This is a genomic window from Lelliottia sp. WB101 (genome assembly GCF_003051885.1).
In the GTDB taxonomy this organism is placed as follows: domain Bacteria; phylum Pseudomonadota; class Gammaproteobacteria; order Enterobacterales; family Enterobacteriaceae; genus Enterobacter; species Enterobacter nimipressuralis.
In genome coordinates, this window is the sequence record NZ_CP028520.1 from 4,160,139 (window position 1) to 4,174,219 (window position 14,081).

13 protein-coding genes are annotated in these 14,081 nt (G+C 56.7%); 1 reads left to right on the plus strand and 12 read right to left on the minus strand.

Translation table 11 applies throughout. The features are described 5' to 3' along the window. Nucleotides 1–7 precede the first annotated feature (7 nt). The 5 genes from sucA to sdhC form a co-directional block, all read right to left on the minus strand. Entirely contained in the window at nt 8–2,815 is a 2,808-nt protein-coding gene (sucA, locus tag DAI21_RS20210) for a 2-oxoglutarate dehydrogenase E1 component (protein WP_100777174.1), read from the minus strand. 340 nt (nt 2,816–3,155) lie between these two features. After that, nucleotides 3,156–3,872 (minus strand): succinate dehydrogenase iron-sulfur subunit, encoded by a 717-nt coding sequence (locus DAI21_RS20215; protein WP_100777175.1) that lies wholly within the window; start codon nt 3,870–3,872, stop codon nt 3,156–3,158. 15 nt (nt 3,873–3,887) lie between these two features. Further along, nucleotides 3,888–5,654 (minus strand): succinate dehydrogenase flavoprotein subunit, encoded by a 1,767-nt coding sequence (gene sdhA, locus DAI21_RS20220; RefSeq protein WP_107704024.1) that lies wholly within the window; start codon nt 5,652–5,654, stop codon nt 3,888–3,890. Next, nucleotides 5,654–6,001 carry a succinate dehydrogenase membrane anchor subunit gene (gene sdhD, locus DAI21_RS20225; protein WP_100777177.1) on the minus strand — a complete coding sequence of 116 codons (348 nt, stop codon included), beginning with the start codon at nt 5,999–6,001 and terminating at the stop codon, nt 5,654–5,656. The genes sdhA and sdhD overlap by 1 nt, the downstream gene beginning before the upstream one ends. Beyond that, the gene (sdhC, locus tag DAI21_RS20230; protein WP_164971833.1) at nt 5,995–6,399 is read right to left on the minus strand and encodes a succinate dehydrogenase cytochrome b556 subunit; all 405 of its coding nucleotides are present in this window, start codon (nt 6,397–6,399) and stop codon (nt 5,995–5,997) included. The genes sdhD and sdhC overlap by 7 nt, the downstream gene beginning before the upstream one ends. Before the next feature lie 760 nt (nt 6,400–7,159). Between sdhC and DAI21_RS20245 the strand changes: the two genes are divergently transcribed. Then, the gene (locus DAI21_RS20245; protein ID WP_102104149.1) at nt 7,160–8,446 is read left to right on the plus strand and encodes a citrate synthase; all 1,287 of its coding nucleotides are present in this window, start codon (nt 7,160–7,162) and stop codon (nt 8,444–8,446) included. A gap of 99 nt (nt 8,447–8,545) precedes the next feature. On the opposite strand, the gene nei is transcribed toward DAI21_RS20245, so the two are convergent. From nei to pxpB, 7 genes are read right to left on the minus strand one after another with little or no spacing between them, the layout of a single operon-like run. After that, on the minus strand, nt 8,546–9,337 hold the full coding sequence (gene nei, locus DAI21_RS20250; RefSeq protein WP_102104150.1) for an endonuclease VIII: 792 nt from the start codon (nt 9,335–9,337) through the stop codon (nt 8,546–8,548). Nucleotides 9,338–9,352: 15 nt separating this feature from the next. Continuing rightward, nucleotides 9,353–9,997, minus strand: coding sequence for a pyroglutamyl-peptidase I (gene pcp / locus DAI21_RS20255; RefSeq protein ID WP_107704025.1), 645 nt, complete (start codon nt 9,995–9,997; stop codon nt 9,353–9,355). A 9-nt stretch (nt 9,998–10,006) separates the two neighbouring features. Next, entirely contained in the window at nt 10,007–11,002 is a 996-nt protein-coding gene (locus DAI21_RS20260; RefSeq protein ID WP_100777182.1) for a DUF979 domain-containing protein, read from the minus strand. Then, complete coding sequence (locus DAI21_RS20265) at nt 11,002–11,718, minus strand: DUF969 domain-containing protein (RefSeq protein ID WP_107704026.1); 717 nt, start codon at nt 11,716–11,718, stop codon at nt 11,002–11,004. The genes DAI21_RS20260 and DAI21_RS20265 overlap by 1 nt, the downstream gene beginning before the upstream one ends. Nucleotides 11,719–11,769: 51 nt before the next feature. Continuing rightward, a complete protein-coding gene (gene pxpA, locus DAI21_RS20270) occupies nt 11,770–12,504 on the minus strand; it encodes a 5-oxoprolinase subunit PxpA (protein WP_107704299.1) in 735 nt (244 codons plus the stop codon). Then, the gene (gene pxpC, locus DAI21_RS20275) at nt 12,494–13,426 is read right to left on the minus strand and encodes a 5-oxoprolinase subunit PxpC (protein WP_100777185.1); all 933 of its coding nucleotides are present in this window, start codon (nt 13,424–13,426) and stop codon (nt 12,494–12,496) included. Before pxpC ends, pxpA begins: the two co-directional genes overlap by 11 nt. Beyond that, complete coding sequence (gene pxpB, locus DAI21_RS20280) at nt 13,420–14,076, minus strand: 5-oxoprolinase subunit PxpB (protein ID WP_107704027.1); 657 nt, start codon at nt 14,074–14,076, stop codon at nt 13,420–13,422. Before pxpB ends, pxpC begins: the two co-directional genes overlap by 7 nt. Between the last annotated feature and the right edge of the window lie 5 nt (nt 14,077–14,081).

The window sequence follows — 14,081 nt, forward strand, 5'->3', positions numbered from 1 at the left end:
CCTTAAATTATTCGACGTTCAGCGCGTCATTCACCAGATCTTGCTGTTGCTTCTGGTGAACGGACATATACCCTACCGCCGGAGAGGCGGAGGCCGGGCGACCTGCGTAACGCAGGGCAGACCCAAATGGAATCACATCACGGAAATGATGCTGGCTGCAGTACCATGCGCCCTGGTTAAGCGGCTCTTCCTGGCACCAGACAAAATCATGCACGTGTGCGTACGGTTTCAACGCTTCCTGCACCGACTGATGCGGGAACGGATAAAGCTGCTCGATACGCACGATGGCGACATCTTTCTGATCTTTCTTGCGGCGCTGTTCCAGCAGGTCGAAATAAACCTTACCAGAACACATCACAACGCGCTTCACGGCCTGCGGATCCAGCTCGTCAATCTCACCAATCGCTGGCTGGAAGGTCCCGTTCGCCAGCTCATCCAGGCTGGAAACCGCCAGCGGATGACGCAGCAGAGATTTCGGTGACATCACCACCAGCGGACGGCGCATACCGCGCAGCGCCTGACGACGCAGCATGTGGTAAACCTGTGCTGGCGTGGATGGCACGCAGACCTGCATGTTCTGCTCAGCGCAGAGCTGCAGATAACGTTCCAGACGCGCGGAGGAGTGCTCCGGACCCTGCCCTTCGTAGCCGTGTGGCAGCAGCATCACCAGCCCACACATACGGCCCCATTTTTGCTCGCCGGAGCTGATGAACTGGTCGATAACAACCTGCGCACCGTTAGCGAAGTCACCGAACTGCGCTTCCCAGATAGTCAGGGTGCGCGGCTCTGCGGTGGCATAGCCATATTCAAACGCCAGTACCGCTTCTTCGGACAGCACGGAGTCCCAGACCTTGAACTGGCCCTGACCGTTATGCACGTGCTGCAGCGGGGTGTACGTTGAACCGTTGGTCTGGTTGTGAATAACCGCGTGACGGTGGAAGAAGGTCCCACGGCCCGCATCTTCACCGGACAGACGCACCGGAATGCCTTCGTCGACCAGCGTCGCGTACGCCAGATTCTCTGCGCCGCCCCAGTCGAACAGCTTCTCGCCGGACGCCATTGACTGACGGTCGGAGTAGATTTTCTGCACGCGGGACTGCATTTCAATCGCTTCTGGTACCGTGCTGATACGTTTAGCCAGCTCCTGCAGACGCTTCATTTCGACCTTGTTCGGGTAGCTCTCATCCCACTCGTGGTTGAGGTACGGCGACCAGGTAAAGGAGTGCATGTTCATCGGACGCAGCTCTTTCACTACGCACTCACCGGCATCCAGCGCATCGCGGTAAAGATTAACCAGCTCGGTCGCATCTTCCAGGGTCGCGATTTTGTCGGCTTCCAGTTTGTCAGCGTAGATCTTACGTGGCGTCGGATGCTTTTTGATTTTCTGGTACATCAGCGGCTGGGTTGCACTCGGCTCGTCCGCTTCGTTATGGCCATGACGGCGATAGCAGAACAGGTCGATGAACACATCGCGTTTGAAGGTGTTACGGAAGTCCAGCGCCAGACGGGTAACGAAAGCGACAGCTTCCGGATCGTCCGCGTTCACGTGGAAGATTGGCGCCTGCACCATTTTACCGATGTCAGTACAGTACGGCGTAGAGCGTGCATCCAACGGGTTCGAGGTGGTGAAGCCCACCTGGTTGTTGATGACGATGCGAACGGTACCGCCCACTTCGTATCCACGCGCTTTAGACATGTTCAGGGTTTCCTGAACGACGCCCTGCCCGGTTACCGCCGCATCACCGTGAATGGTGATTGGCAGCACTTTGTTGCTGCTTGGCTCGTCCAGGCGATCCAGACGCGCACGCACGGAACCGATCACCACCGGGCTTACGATTTCCAGGTGCGACGGGTTAAACGCCAGCGCCAGGTGAACCAGACCGCCCTGCGTTTCGATATCCGATGAGAAGCCCATGTGGTACTTCACGTCGCCAGTTCCGAGATGTTCTTTATGTTTGCCCGCGAATTCGTCGAACAGGTCCTGCGGTTTTTTACCCAGCACGTTGACCAGCACGTTCAGACGCCCACGGTGCGCCATACCCAGCACCACTTCACGGGTGCCGCTGTTGCCCGCATGGCGGATCAGCTCTTTCAGCATCGGCACTAACGCATCGCCGCCTTCCAGGGAGAAGCGTTTTGCACCCGGGAATTTAGCACCGAGGTAACGCTCCAGACCTTCTGCTGCGGTCAGTTCGCTCAGGAAGCGTTTTTTCTCTTCAACGCTAAAGCTGGCGTGGCCTGTCACCGACTCAATGCGCTGCTGGATCCAGCGTTTTTCGTCCGTGGAGGTGATGTGCATGTACTCTGCGCCGATGGAGCCGCAGTAGGTTTGTTTGAGCGCCTCAAGCAGCTCTCCCAGCTTCATCGTGTCTTTGCCGCTGGCAAAAGAGCCGACGTTAAAGCTTTCCTGGAAATCTGCCTCGGTCAGATCGTGATACGCCGGATCGAGATCCGCCACACGTTCTTGTTTCCACAGTCCCAGCGGATCGAGGTTCGCATGCTGGTGACCACGGAAGCGATAAGCATTGATGAGCTGCAGGACTTTAACCTGCTTCACATTGGTGTCAGGGTCAGAGATCGAGGAAGAGTAACGTGAGGCATCCTTCGCCAGACGACGGAAATAATCACGTGTTTTGGAATGGAATTGATCCGGTTTGACCCCAGTGCCAGGTAACTGCTGGAACATGGAACGCCAGTTAGCGTCCACTGAGTCAGGATCGGTTAAGAAGTCTTCATAGAGCTGTTCGATCCAGCTTTGGTTTGCACCAGAGAGGAAAGAAGAGTCCAGCCAGGCTTTCATTGCGCCGTTCTGCATCGTGATCCCTTAAGCATTTTTATGCTTATTTCGCCGTAGAAACTACCACGCACACCTCGTGTACGTGCCGGGGTTCACCTGCGAGCTCTTATGTTGTCTTGGGCTCGCGAAGGAACCTTTAAAAACTGTCTGTATAATCTTCGTCGTTCAGGCGGCGCTGTCGTTGCGGTTTTCACCCACTTCGGTCAACCGCACCGTGTCTCGCTCTGAACGCCTCAATTATTGCCTGTCAGGGCAGTTTTTAGAGGTTTCCTACAATGTCTCTTTGCCCGGTGGCGTTCCGCTTACTGGCCTACATAAAAGTAGGCCGGATAAGCGGAGCGCCATCCGGCGGTATTACTTAGGCACTGCGCTGCAACAGCATCGACTTAATATGGCCGATGGCGCGCGTCGGGTTCAGTCCCTTAGGACATACACTGACGCAGTTCATGATGCTATGGCAGCGGAATACGCTGAAAGCATCACTTAATCCTTCAAGGCGACTGTCGGTTTCGGTATCGCGGCTGTCAATCAGGAAGCGATACGCGGCCAGCAGGCCAGCCGGGCCGATAAACTTGTCCGGGTTCCACCAGAAGGACGGGCAAGAGGTCGAACAGCATGCACAGAGAATACACTCATACAGACCATCGAGTTTTTCACGCTGCTCTGGCGACTGTAAATGCTCGCGAGCGGGTGGATTTTGCCCATTATTCAACAAGTAAGGCTTAATCTTCTCATATTGTGCATAGAATTGCCCCATGTCCACCACCAAATCGCGAACGACCGGCAGGCCAGGCAGAGGACGAATCACAATTTTCTGTCCTGAACGCTGCAGCGCTGAAATCGGGGTGATACAGGCCAGGCCATTTTTGCCGTTCATGTTCACGCCGTCGGAGCCACAAACCCCTTCACGGCAGGAACGACGAAACGACAGTGTTGGGTCCTGTTCTTTCAGCTGCATTAACGCATCAAGCAGCATCATGTCGCGACCTTCTTCCGCTTCCAGGGTGTAATCCTGCATATGCGGAGCGTCATCAACATCCGGGTTATAACGATAAACTGAGAATTCGAGTTTCATTATCCTATCTCCGCATTAATAGGTACGAATCTTCGGCGGGAACGCCGGACGCAGTTTCGGTTCCATGTTGACTTGACGTCGCGTCATAGATTCCGACTCTGGCAGATACAGGGAATGGCACAGCCAGTTTTCGTCGTCACGATCCGGGAAGTCGAAGCGGCTATGGGCGCCACGGCTTTCGGTGCGGAAGTTTGCGGAGACGGCCGTTGCATAGGCAGTTTCCATCAGGTTATCCAGCTCAAGGCATTCGACGCGCTGCGTGTTGAACTCGCTGGAGGTATCGTCCAGACGGGCATTTTTCAGACGCTCACGAATCGCTTTCAGCTGCTCAAGGCCTTTAGCCATCGCATCGCCTTCACGGAATACCGAGAAGTTGTGCTGCATACACTCTTGCAGCGCTTTACGGATTTCGACCGGATCTTCGCCATCACGGTTGCCGTTCCAGCGGTTGAGACGTTCGAGAGAGGCTTCGATATCCGATTCACGGGCATCGCGCAGATCGCCCTGCTCGGCGATGGACTCTTGTAGATGTAAACCGACCGCACGACCAAACACCACCAGGTCGAGCAGCGAGTTGCCGCCCAGACGGTTAGCACCGTGGACCGATACGCAGGCGATTTCGCCAACCGCGAACAGACCCGGAATCACCACGTCTTCGCCCTTCTCGTTCACGGTCAGCGCCTGACCGGTTACTTTGGTCGGAATACCGCCCATCATATAGTGGCAGGTTGGGATAACCGGAATCGGCTCTTTCACCGGGTCAACGTGCGCGAAGGTGCGCGACAGTTCGAGGATGCCCGGCAGACGGGACTCCAGAACTTCTTTACCGAGGTGATCCAGTTTCAGTTTCGCGTGCGGGCCCCACGGACCGTCGCAGCCGCGACCTTCACGGATTTCGATCATGATGGAACGCGCCACCACGTCACGACCCGCCAGGTCTTTCGCATTCGGGGCATAACGCTCCATGAAGCGCTCGCCGTGTTTGTTCAGCAGATAACCGCCTTCACCACGGCAGCCTTCGGTAACCAGAACGCCCGCACCGGCGATGCCGGTCGGGTGGAACTGCCACATTTCCATATCCTGCACAGGCACACCTGCGCGGATCGCCATACCAACGCCGTCACCGGTGTTGATGTGGGCATTGGTGGTGGACTGGTAAATACGGCCTGCGCCGCCGGTCGCCAGCACGGTCGCGCGGGCTTTGAAGTAGACCACTTCACCGGTTTCGATGCACAGCGCGGTACAACCCACCACTGCGCCATCTTCGTTTTTGACCAGATCCAGCGCATACCACTCGGAGAAAATTGTGGTGTGGTTTTTGAGGTTCTGCTGATACAGGGTGTGCAACAGCGCGTGACCGGTACGGTCAGCCGCTGCCGCAGTACGTGCCGCCTGCTCGCCGCCGAAGTTTTTCGACTGGCCGCCAAACGGACGCTGATAAATCGTGCCATCTTCCAGGCGGGAGAACGGCAGACCCATATGGTCTAGCTCCAGAATCGCTTCCGGGCCGGTTTTACACATATATTCGATGGCGTCCTGGTCACCGATGTAATCGGAGCCTTTCACCGTGTCATACATATGCCATTCCCAGTTATCTTCATGGGTATTACCGAGCGCGACGGTGATACCACCCTGCGCAGACACGGTATGGGAACGGGTCGGGAACACTTTAGAGAGCAGCGCACAGGTCTGGCCGCTCTGGGAAATTTGCAGCGCCGCGCGCATACCTGCGCCACCGGCACCAATCACAACAGCATCAAATTCTCTGACTGGCAGTTTCATCACACACCCCACACCACAACAAATCCATAAATAACGTAAACCACCAGAGCCACAACAATCAGGAGTTGCAGCGGCAAGCGAACGCCTAACGGTTTAACGTAATCGGTCAACACCTGCCACATGCCAATCCAGGCATGAATAAGGATGGAGAACAGAGCCAGCAGGGTGAACACTTTGGTGAAGGCAGATCCGAAGAACCCGCTCCAGATTTCCCACGTCAGCTCGCCGCTGGTCGCAAAGAAACCGATCATGTAGATGATGTAAAGCGTGAGGACGATGGCAGTAGCGCGGACCAGAATGAAGTCATGTACGCCGTTGCGTCCTAATGCGGAGGCGTTGCTTACCATACGAGGACTCCTGCAAGAATTGAAAGCACGACAGTAATCACAAATGAAATATTGGCAGAACGTTTACCTGCTTCGAAGGTTTCTTCCAGATAGCCAAAATCCATCAGCAGATGGCGAACACCTACCACAACGTGGTATGCCAGCGCCGTCAGAATGCCCCACATGATAAATTTCACGAAGAAGCTGCTCATAATGGCAGAGGCCTGGAGGAATCCTTCAGGAGAAGAGAGGCTGGTACCCAGTAACCACAGCAGAATGCCGACCGCCACAAACGTGATCACACCGGACACACGGTGCAGAATGGACGCTATTGCCGTTACGGGGAATCGGATCGTTTTGAGATCCAGATTGACAGGTCTTTGTTTTTTCACATTTCTTATCATGAATAACGCCCACATGCTGTTCTTATAATTCCCTTTGAATTCGCGTTACAGGAAGGCGGCAAGTCCGGGAATCCCCTGCATCACAGTAAACTGTGTGACCGGGGTGACCTGACGCAGCCAACACACCTGTAGCGTGAAAGACGACGGGATTTCCTTCCTCCGGTCTGCGTGCGGGTCAAGCAGCGTCCATATCTATAACTGCGCGTCATGGTAAACATTGCTTCCAAATGCTAAAACGACACGTTACAACGCTGGGTGGCTCGGGATTGCAGGGTGTTCCGGAGACCTGGCGGCAGTATAGGTCGTTCACAAAACCATTACAATTAACCTACATACAGTTTGTCGGGTTTTATGCGGAACAGTGATCAGAGTCACGATAACAACATTATTTTAAATTTTAATCATCGGATTTGACAAAGATTAAACATTATTGTTACAAACTACAGCAGAAAAGGCATATAATGCGCAAAAGTTATGAGGTCTCTCTTTCACCTGAGATTTAGTTATGTAACAGTGTGATGGTATTGACCGAAGTTATCAGGACAGTTATTAGTGGTATACAGGTTTGAATAATTCGGACTGCGAAGACACTGATTTGCTGTTGTTTCTCTGATTTTTCACACGTTTACCTGCAAGGCGCCATAGCTCTGTACCCTGGTTCCTCCTCGCGAGCTGAGCGGTAAGCCAAATAACAAACCGGTAACGATGTGATAAACAGCTGAAAGCAAGTTGGTAAAAACGTGGTCTTAAGCATAAGGCGCTAAGGAGACCGTAAATGGCTGATACAAAGGCAAAGCTCACCCTAAACGGTGACACTGCTATTGAACTGGATGTGCTAAAAGGCACGCTCGGTCAGGATGTTATTGATATCCGTACACTGGGTTCCAAAGGAGTATTCACCTTTGACCCTGGTTTCACCTCTACCGCATCTTGCGAATCCAAAATCACCTACATCGACGGTGACGAAGGTATCCTGCTCCACCGCGGTTTCCCCATCGATCAGTTAGCCACCGAATCCAACTATCTGGAAGTGTGCTACATCCTGCTGAACGGCGAAAAACCGACGCAGGAACAATATGATGAGTTCAGAACTACCGTTACCCGCCACACCATGATCCATGAGCAGATTACCCGTCTGTTCCATGCATTCCGTCGTGATTCACATCCGATGGCCGTCATGTGCGGGATTACCGGCGCACTGGCCGCGTTCTACCACGACTCTCTGGACGTGAATAACCCACGCCATCGCGATATCGCGGCGTTCCGTCTGCTGTCCAAAATGCCAACCATGGCGGCGATGTGTTACAAATACTCCATCGGCCAGCCCTTTGTTTACCCGCGTAACGACCTCTCCTATTCAGGCAACTTCCTGAACATGATGTTCTCCACACCGTGCGAAACCTACGAGGTTAACCCGGTGCTTGAGCGCGCCATGGACCGTATTCTGATCCTGCACGCCGATCACGAACAGAACGCATCGACCTCCACCGTCCGTACCGCAGGCTCTTCAGGCGCGAACCCGTTCGCCTGTATCGCTGCCGGTATCGCCTCCCTGTGGGGACCGGCGCACGGTGGTGCTAACGAAGCAGCACTGAAGATGCTGGAAGAGATCAGCTCCGTTGAGCACATTCCAGAGTTCGTGCGTCGTGCGAAAGATAAGAACGACTCCTTCCGCCTGATGGGCTTCGGTCACCGTGTTTACAAAAACTATGACCCGCGCGCCACCGTGATGCGTGAAACCTGCCACGAAGTGCTGAAAGAGCTGGGCACCAAAGATGATCTGCTGGAAGTGGCGATGGAGCTGGAACATATCGCGCTGAACGACCCGTACTTCATCGAGAAGAAACTGTACCCGAACGTCGATTTCTACTCTGGCATTATTCTGAAAGCGATGGGCATTCCGTCTTCCATGTTTACCGTGATCTTCGCGATGGCACGTACCGTCGGCTGGATTGCACACTGGAACGAAATGCACAGCGAAGGCATGAAAATCGCGCGTCCGCGTCAGCTGTATACCGGCTACGACCAGCGTGATTTTAAGTCTGATGTGAAAACCAAATAAGCGCGATGAGGTGCGGCCTGCTGCCCGCACCTTAATCTTCTTCACACTGGAGAGGACGCTAATACCAAAAACGGTAACCTTCGGGTTACCGTTTTGTTTTTATTGTTGGCACGCCGGGCACCAGTAAAACGGTCGCGACGACAACATCGTTCGTTCAATCGCCCCGCCACACCGCTCGCACGGCTTTCCTTCCCGATGAAACACCTTAAAGCGGAACAGCGCCCCGTGATGTTTTTTATCATCCACCACGCCGCGCGTGTTGTAGGAGAGGCGTGGGATCTCCAGCAAGGCATGAGACAGCGCATCGAGCTGTCTCTCATTGAGCTGTGACGCTTTTCGCTGACCTGCCAGCCCCACTTCCCACAGAATTTCAACGCGCAGATAGTTACCTAGCCCGGCGAGAAACGCCTGATCGAGCAGCAGCCCGGAAAATTGTCGGTTGCGAAAGGCAGGCGACAGCAGCCGCGCTTTCACAGTTTCTGCGGTCAGGCGCATATCCAGCACGTCCGGCCCGACCCGTTGCAGGAACGGGTGAGTGAGCAGTTGCTCCGGCGTTAACATCTCGATATCCGACGCGCTGTAGAGCAAAATAGCCTTCTCCGCCGTCTGCAATCTGACGCGCAAGACACGATTGGTTTGCGGTTGCTCACCCACATTGATCACTCGCCAGACGCCATAAAGCTGGTTGTGGCTATATAACGTCAGGTTATGGCTGAAATGGGTAAGCAACGCTTTGCCGCGCGTCTCGATGTGCGTCACGGTTTGCCCGATCAACTGCGTTTCATACGGTTTTAACTGAGGGAAAGCAAACCACGCATCGGTCAGTGGTTTGCCCTTTATCGCCGCCTCCAGGCTATCCGCCGCGCGGCGGATCTCCGGACCTTCTGGCATCTTATCGTCCTTTGTTTAGTGCGTCGCGCCGCCCACGATTTTCACATCAGACGTCTGGCGCAGGGCCACTTCGACCGCCACGATCAGCGCCGCTTTCACCGTGTGCGCCGCCATACTCGGTGCGCCCGGATGGGCTGCGGCCTGTTCAGGCAGATACGGAATATGGATAAATCCACCCTTCACAGCGGTTTTTTCACTGATTTTATGCAGCAGCCCGTACATGACGTGGTTGCAGACGAAGGTGCCCGCCGTCTGCGAAACGGAGGCGGGGATCCCCTTCTCGCGCATCGCCGCCACCATCGCTTTGATCGGCAGCGAACTGAACCACGCCGCCGGACCGTCCGGGACGATCGCCACATCAATCGGCTGCTGGCCGTGGTTATCGGCAATCCTGGCGTCGTCCACGTTAATGGCGACACGCTCGACGGTCACATCCACACGACCGCCCGCCTGTCCGACCGCGATCACCACCGCTGGTTCAAGTTCATCGATAGCCGCATTTAGCACGCTTAACGACTCACCAAAAACGCAGGGCAGCTGGCGCGTCACCACGCGGCAGCTGTCGATAATACTCCCCTCAAGCTGCCTGACCACTTCCCACGAAGGGTTAACGGTCTCGCCGCCGAACGGCTCAAAACCGGTGACTAAAACGTTACGCATCGTCTCTCCTTACAGGAACATCAGGAAGTACAACAGGAACACGTTGGCAATCAGCAGCAGCACGCCGGTCGGCACCTGCGCTTTGATTACCGCATTTTTATCCGGCAGCTCCAGCAGCGCGGCGGGCACGATGTTGAAGTTCGCCGCCATTGGCGTCATCAGCGTTCCGCAGTAGCCGGAGAACATGCCAATCGCCGCCATCACCGCCGGGTTACCGCCATGCTGCAGCACCAGGATCGGGATGCCGATCCCCGCCGTCACGATCGGGAACGCCGCAAACGCATTGCCCATCACCATCGTGAGCAGCGCCATGCCGATCGTGTACACCGCCACGGCGATAAAGCGGCTGTCCACCGCCAGGTAGCTTTTCGTCAGCCAGGAGATGCCATCGCCCACGCCAGCGGCGGTAAACAGCAGGCCCAGCGTCGCCAGAATCTGCGGCAGGATAAACGCCCAGCCGATGGAATCCAGCAGACGGCGCGCCTCCTGCAACGGCTGATGCACTTTTTCGTGCGTCATTTTGACCGCCATTGCGAGGCCAATCAGCGACCCGGCGGTCATTGAGAACAGCGTCACCAGCGTCGAATGGTTACCCGGTCCGAACAGATTTTCCTGCAATCCTGGCACATGGTTGAACATCAGCACGCCCACCACCGTCACCACAGGAATGGCTAACGCCGGATAGAACAGACGGTTGCCGAGCCGCTTCGCGCTGGCCTCCCGCTCTTCGGGTTTACGCTGGTGATAGCTGCCCAGACGCACGCCGCCAAAACCGGCGATCAGCGCCAGCCCAACCACCGCCAGACCGACCGCAATATGCACGGTGCGCTTATCGCCCACCAGCTGATACGTCCAGTCACCGAGCAGGAAAATCAGGCCGTATACACCCCAGAACAGGCCGGTAGTGATGCGACGCGGGTTCGCTTTATCGCGAAACGACATCACGGCGACGATCAGCAGGATCAGCCCTGCCAGCCAGTAGAGATAACTTTGCTGGAAATTCATTAGGCATCTCCCTGCGTGTGCGCGGTTTTCGCCAGCTCGCGCTCAAGATGCTTGTCCAGTCGCCACAGGCGGGTGGCGTGGATAATAAAGGCGCAGATTGCCGTCGGAATGCCCCACAGCGCAATGTGCAGCGGCTCGGTCTGAATTCCGCCGGACTCCAGCATAAAGTTATGCATAAAGATGATCGCCCCGAAGGCGACAAAGATATCTTCACCGAAGAACAGCCCGACGTTGTCCGTCGCCGCCGACATCGCCCTCAGGCGATAGCGCACCGCGCCCGGCAGTTCGCCGTATTTTTTCTCCGCAGCCCCTTCCGCCATTGGAGCCAGCAGCGGTCGCACCATTTGCGGATGGCCGCCCAGGCTGGTCAGCCCCATCGCCGCCGTCGCTTCACGCACAAACAGATAGACAATCAGCAGTCGCCCCGCGGTGGCGCTGTGGATTTTGGCAATCCACGCCTGCGCGCGCTCTTTCAGCCCGTGGCGTTCCAGCAGGCCAATAACGGCCAGCGGGATCAGCAGGATATAAGGCAGATTACGGGTATTCAGGAACCCTTCGCCCAGCTTTTCGAGGATAGTTGCGACCGGCATATTCGCCGCCACACCGGTGACAATCCCGGCGACAATCACCACCAGCACCGGATTAAAACGTAAGATAAACCCGACCACGATCACCGCAATACCGATGAGTGGCCAGAGCGAAAGCGTCTCTGCCATGTTGTCCTTCCTGTTGTTGTATAGCGTTTTGTTGTGTTTGCGTTTTGTGCTTTAGGCACTGATTTTTATATTATTTAACTCAAATTCTGCGCGCAAGCGACGGGCAAACGCCAGCGCGTGTTCGCCGTCTCCGTGCAGGCACACCGTCTGCGCGCGCACAGAGGCCCATTCACCGCTCGTACTTTTCACCCGCCCCTGCTGCACCATGTCCAGAGTTTGCGCCAGCGCCAGCTCTTCATCAGCAATCAGCGCCCCCGGCTCGCTGCGCGGCACCAGGCTGCCGTCGGCCCGATAGCCGCGATCGGCAAACACCTCTTCGCGGGTCACCAGGCTATAACGCTCACCGGCGCGGATCAGCTCGCTCCCCGCTAGCCCGACCAGAATCAGATTGCCGTCCACCGCATGCACCGCGCGGGCGATAGCGTCAGCCAGCTGTGCGTCTTTTGCCGCCTGGTTGTAGAGCATTCCGTGAGGTTTTACATGACGCAGTTGCCCCCCTTCGGCGCGGGCAATCGCCGCCAGCGCACCAATCTGGTACAGCATTTGGGCGTAAACCGTTTCCGGCGGCAGATTCATGGCCGTGCGCCCGAAGTTCTCCCGATCGGGAAAGCTCGGGTGGGCACCTATCGCCACGCCGTTTTTTAACGCGCCTCGCACGCTTTCGCGCATGGTCTGCGCATCCCCGGCGTGAAAGCCACAGGCAATATTGGCCGACGACACCAGCGTCAGTAGCTCGGCATCGCTCCCGCAGCCTTCACCCAGATCCGCATTTAAATCAACGACGATCATTCAACCTCCATGCCAGTTGTTCGATGAATTGCCGCTGCACACGGCGCGCGTCGAGGGCCTCTTCCAGCGTACAGGGCACAAAGTGGATCGGCTGTCCGAGCGGGATTTGCGCCAGATGGTACATATCAGCTTCGATGATGCAGGCGATACGCGGATAACCGCCGGTGGTCTGGGCATCATTCATCAGCACAATCGGCTGGCCGTTGTGTGGCACCTGGACAACGCCCGGCAGCAGGCCGTGGGAGACCATTTCACGGTCGGTGGTACGCGCCAGCTGCTGGCCCTGCAAACGGTAGCCCATGCGGTTACTCTGCGGGCTGAGCCGCCACGGCAATCGCCAGAAGGCATCCTGCGAGGCCTGGTCAAACTCATGGTACTCCGGCCCGGGCAGGGCGCGAATGCGGTTACTCCACAGGAGCTGTTTCACCCCCTGCGCGTCGGTAAATTGACGTGATTCGCTGCCCAGCGGCAGGTTATCGCCATCCTTCAGCAGGCGCCCTTCAAAGCCGCCAATGCCCGTTTTAAGATCGGTGCTGAACGAGTTCATCACTTCCGGTACGTCTATCCCACCGCCGACCGCCAGATAGCTGCGCATACCGTGAGTCGGGCGATGAAGCGTCAGACGCTGCCCCGCTTTCACCTGCAGCCGCCAGCCGGTCCAGACCGCCGCGCCGTCAAGCGTCGCGTCACAGCCCGCGCCCGTCAGGGCAAACCAGCCGTCACGTTCAAATTCAAAGCTGCACTGCCCGAGGGTGATCTCCAGCGCTGCGGCATTCGGATCGTTGCCCACCAACAGGTTGGCGATCTGCAACGCCGGTTTGTCCAGCGCGCCGCAGTAGCTGACCCCGGACTGGCGCAGCCCGGTGCGTCCGCCGTCCTGTACCGAGGTGTATAACCCCGCGCGAATCACCTTCAACATACCCCCTCCTTCTGCGGCACGAACCGCACGGTATCGCCCGGTCGCAACAGCACCGGCTCTTCGCGTTTAGCATCAAACAGCGCCTGGGACGTATGGCCGATAAGCTGCCAGCCCCCTGGCGAGGCGAGCGGATAAACCCCGGTCTGCGACCCGCCAATTCCCACGGAACCGGCCGGGACCATCAGGCGCGGCTCGCCCCGGCGGGGCGTGTGGAGCGGCTCTGGCAATCCGCCGAGATACGGGAAACCCGGCTGGAACCCTAAGAACCACACCACGTAGTCCACCGAGGCATGCAGCTCGACGACCTGCTTTTCCGTCAGCCCCGCATGACGCGCCACATCGCCCAGATCCGGGCCAGCCGCGTTGCCATACACCACCGGGATCTCGATAAATCGCGACTCCGGCTCCAGCGCCTCGCTCTCCTCCCACCAGCGCTGCAACCGCTCGATGGCGTCCAGCGCCACCGACTGCGGATTGCGCAGCACCACGGTAATGTTGTTCATCCCCGGAATGGCCTCGACCACTTCAGGGATTTCGCCCAGCCGCTGGGTTAAGCGCCAGATCCTTTTTTGCGTCGTCATCGTGACCGGAGGCTCTAACTCCAGTACCACTGCCGTTTCGCCTAATAAATAACAACGCGCTCGCTGCACTTACG

Coding starts and splice junctions, on each gene's coding strand:
- DAI21_RS20260 (WP_100777182.1), bottom strand. CDS start 11,002: ATGAATTTCCAGCAAAGTTATCTCTACTGGCTGGCAGGGCTGATCCTG.
- DAI21_RS20215 (WP_100777175.1), bottom strand. CDS start 3,872: ATGAAACTCGAATTCTCAGTTTATCGTTATAACCCGGATGTTGATGAC.
- nei (WP_102104150.1), bottom strand. CDS start 9,337: ATGCCAGAAGGTCCGGAGATCCGCCGCGCGGCGGATAGCCTGGAGGCG.
- sdhD (WP_100777177.1), bottom strand. CDS start 6,001: ATGGTAAGCAACGCCTCCGCATTAGGACGCAACGGCGTACATGACTTC.
- sucA (WP_100777174.1), bottom strand. CDS start 2,815: ATGCAGAACGGCGCAATGAAAGCCTGGCTGGACTCTTCTTTCCTCTCT.
- pxpC (WP_100777185.1), bottom strand. CDS start 13,426: ATGTTGAAGGTGATTCGCGCGGGGTTATACACCTCGGTACAGGACGGC.
- sdhA (WP_107704024.1), bottom strand. CDS start 5,654: ATGAAACTGCCAGTCAGAGAATTTGATGCTGTTGTGATTGGTGCCGGT.
- sdhC (WP_164971833.1), bottom strand. CDS start 6,399: ATGTGGGCGTTATTCATGATAAGAAATGTGAAAAAACAAAGACCTGTC.
- pcp (WP_107704025.1), bottom strand. CDS start 9,997: ATGCGTAACGTTTTAGTCACCGGTTTTGAGCCGTTCGGCGGCGAGACC.
- DAI21_RS20265 (WP_107704026.1), bottom strand. CDS start 11,718: ATGGCAGAGACGCTTTCGCTCTGGCCACTCATCGGTATTGCGGTGATC.
- DAI21_RS20245 (WP_102104149.1), top strand. CDS start 7,160: ATGGCTGATACAAAGGCAAAGCTCACCCTAAACGGTGACACTGCTATT.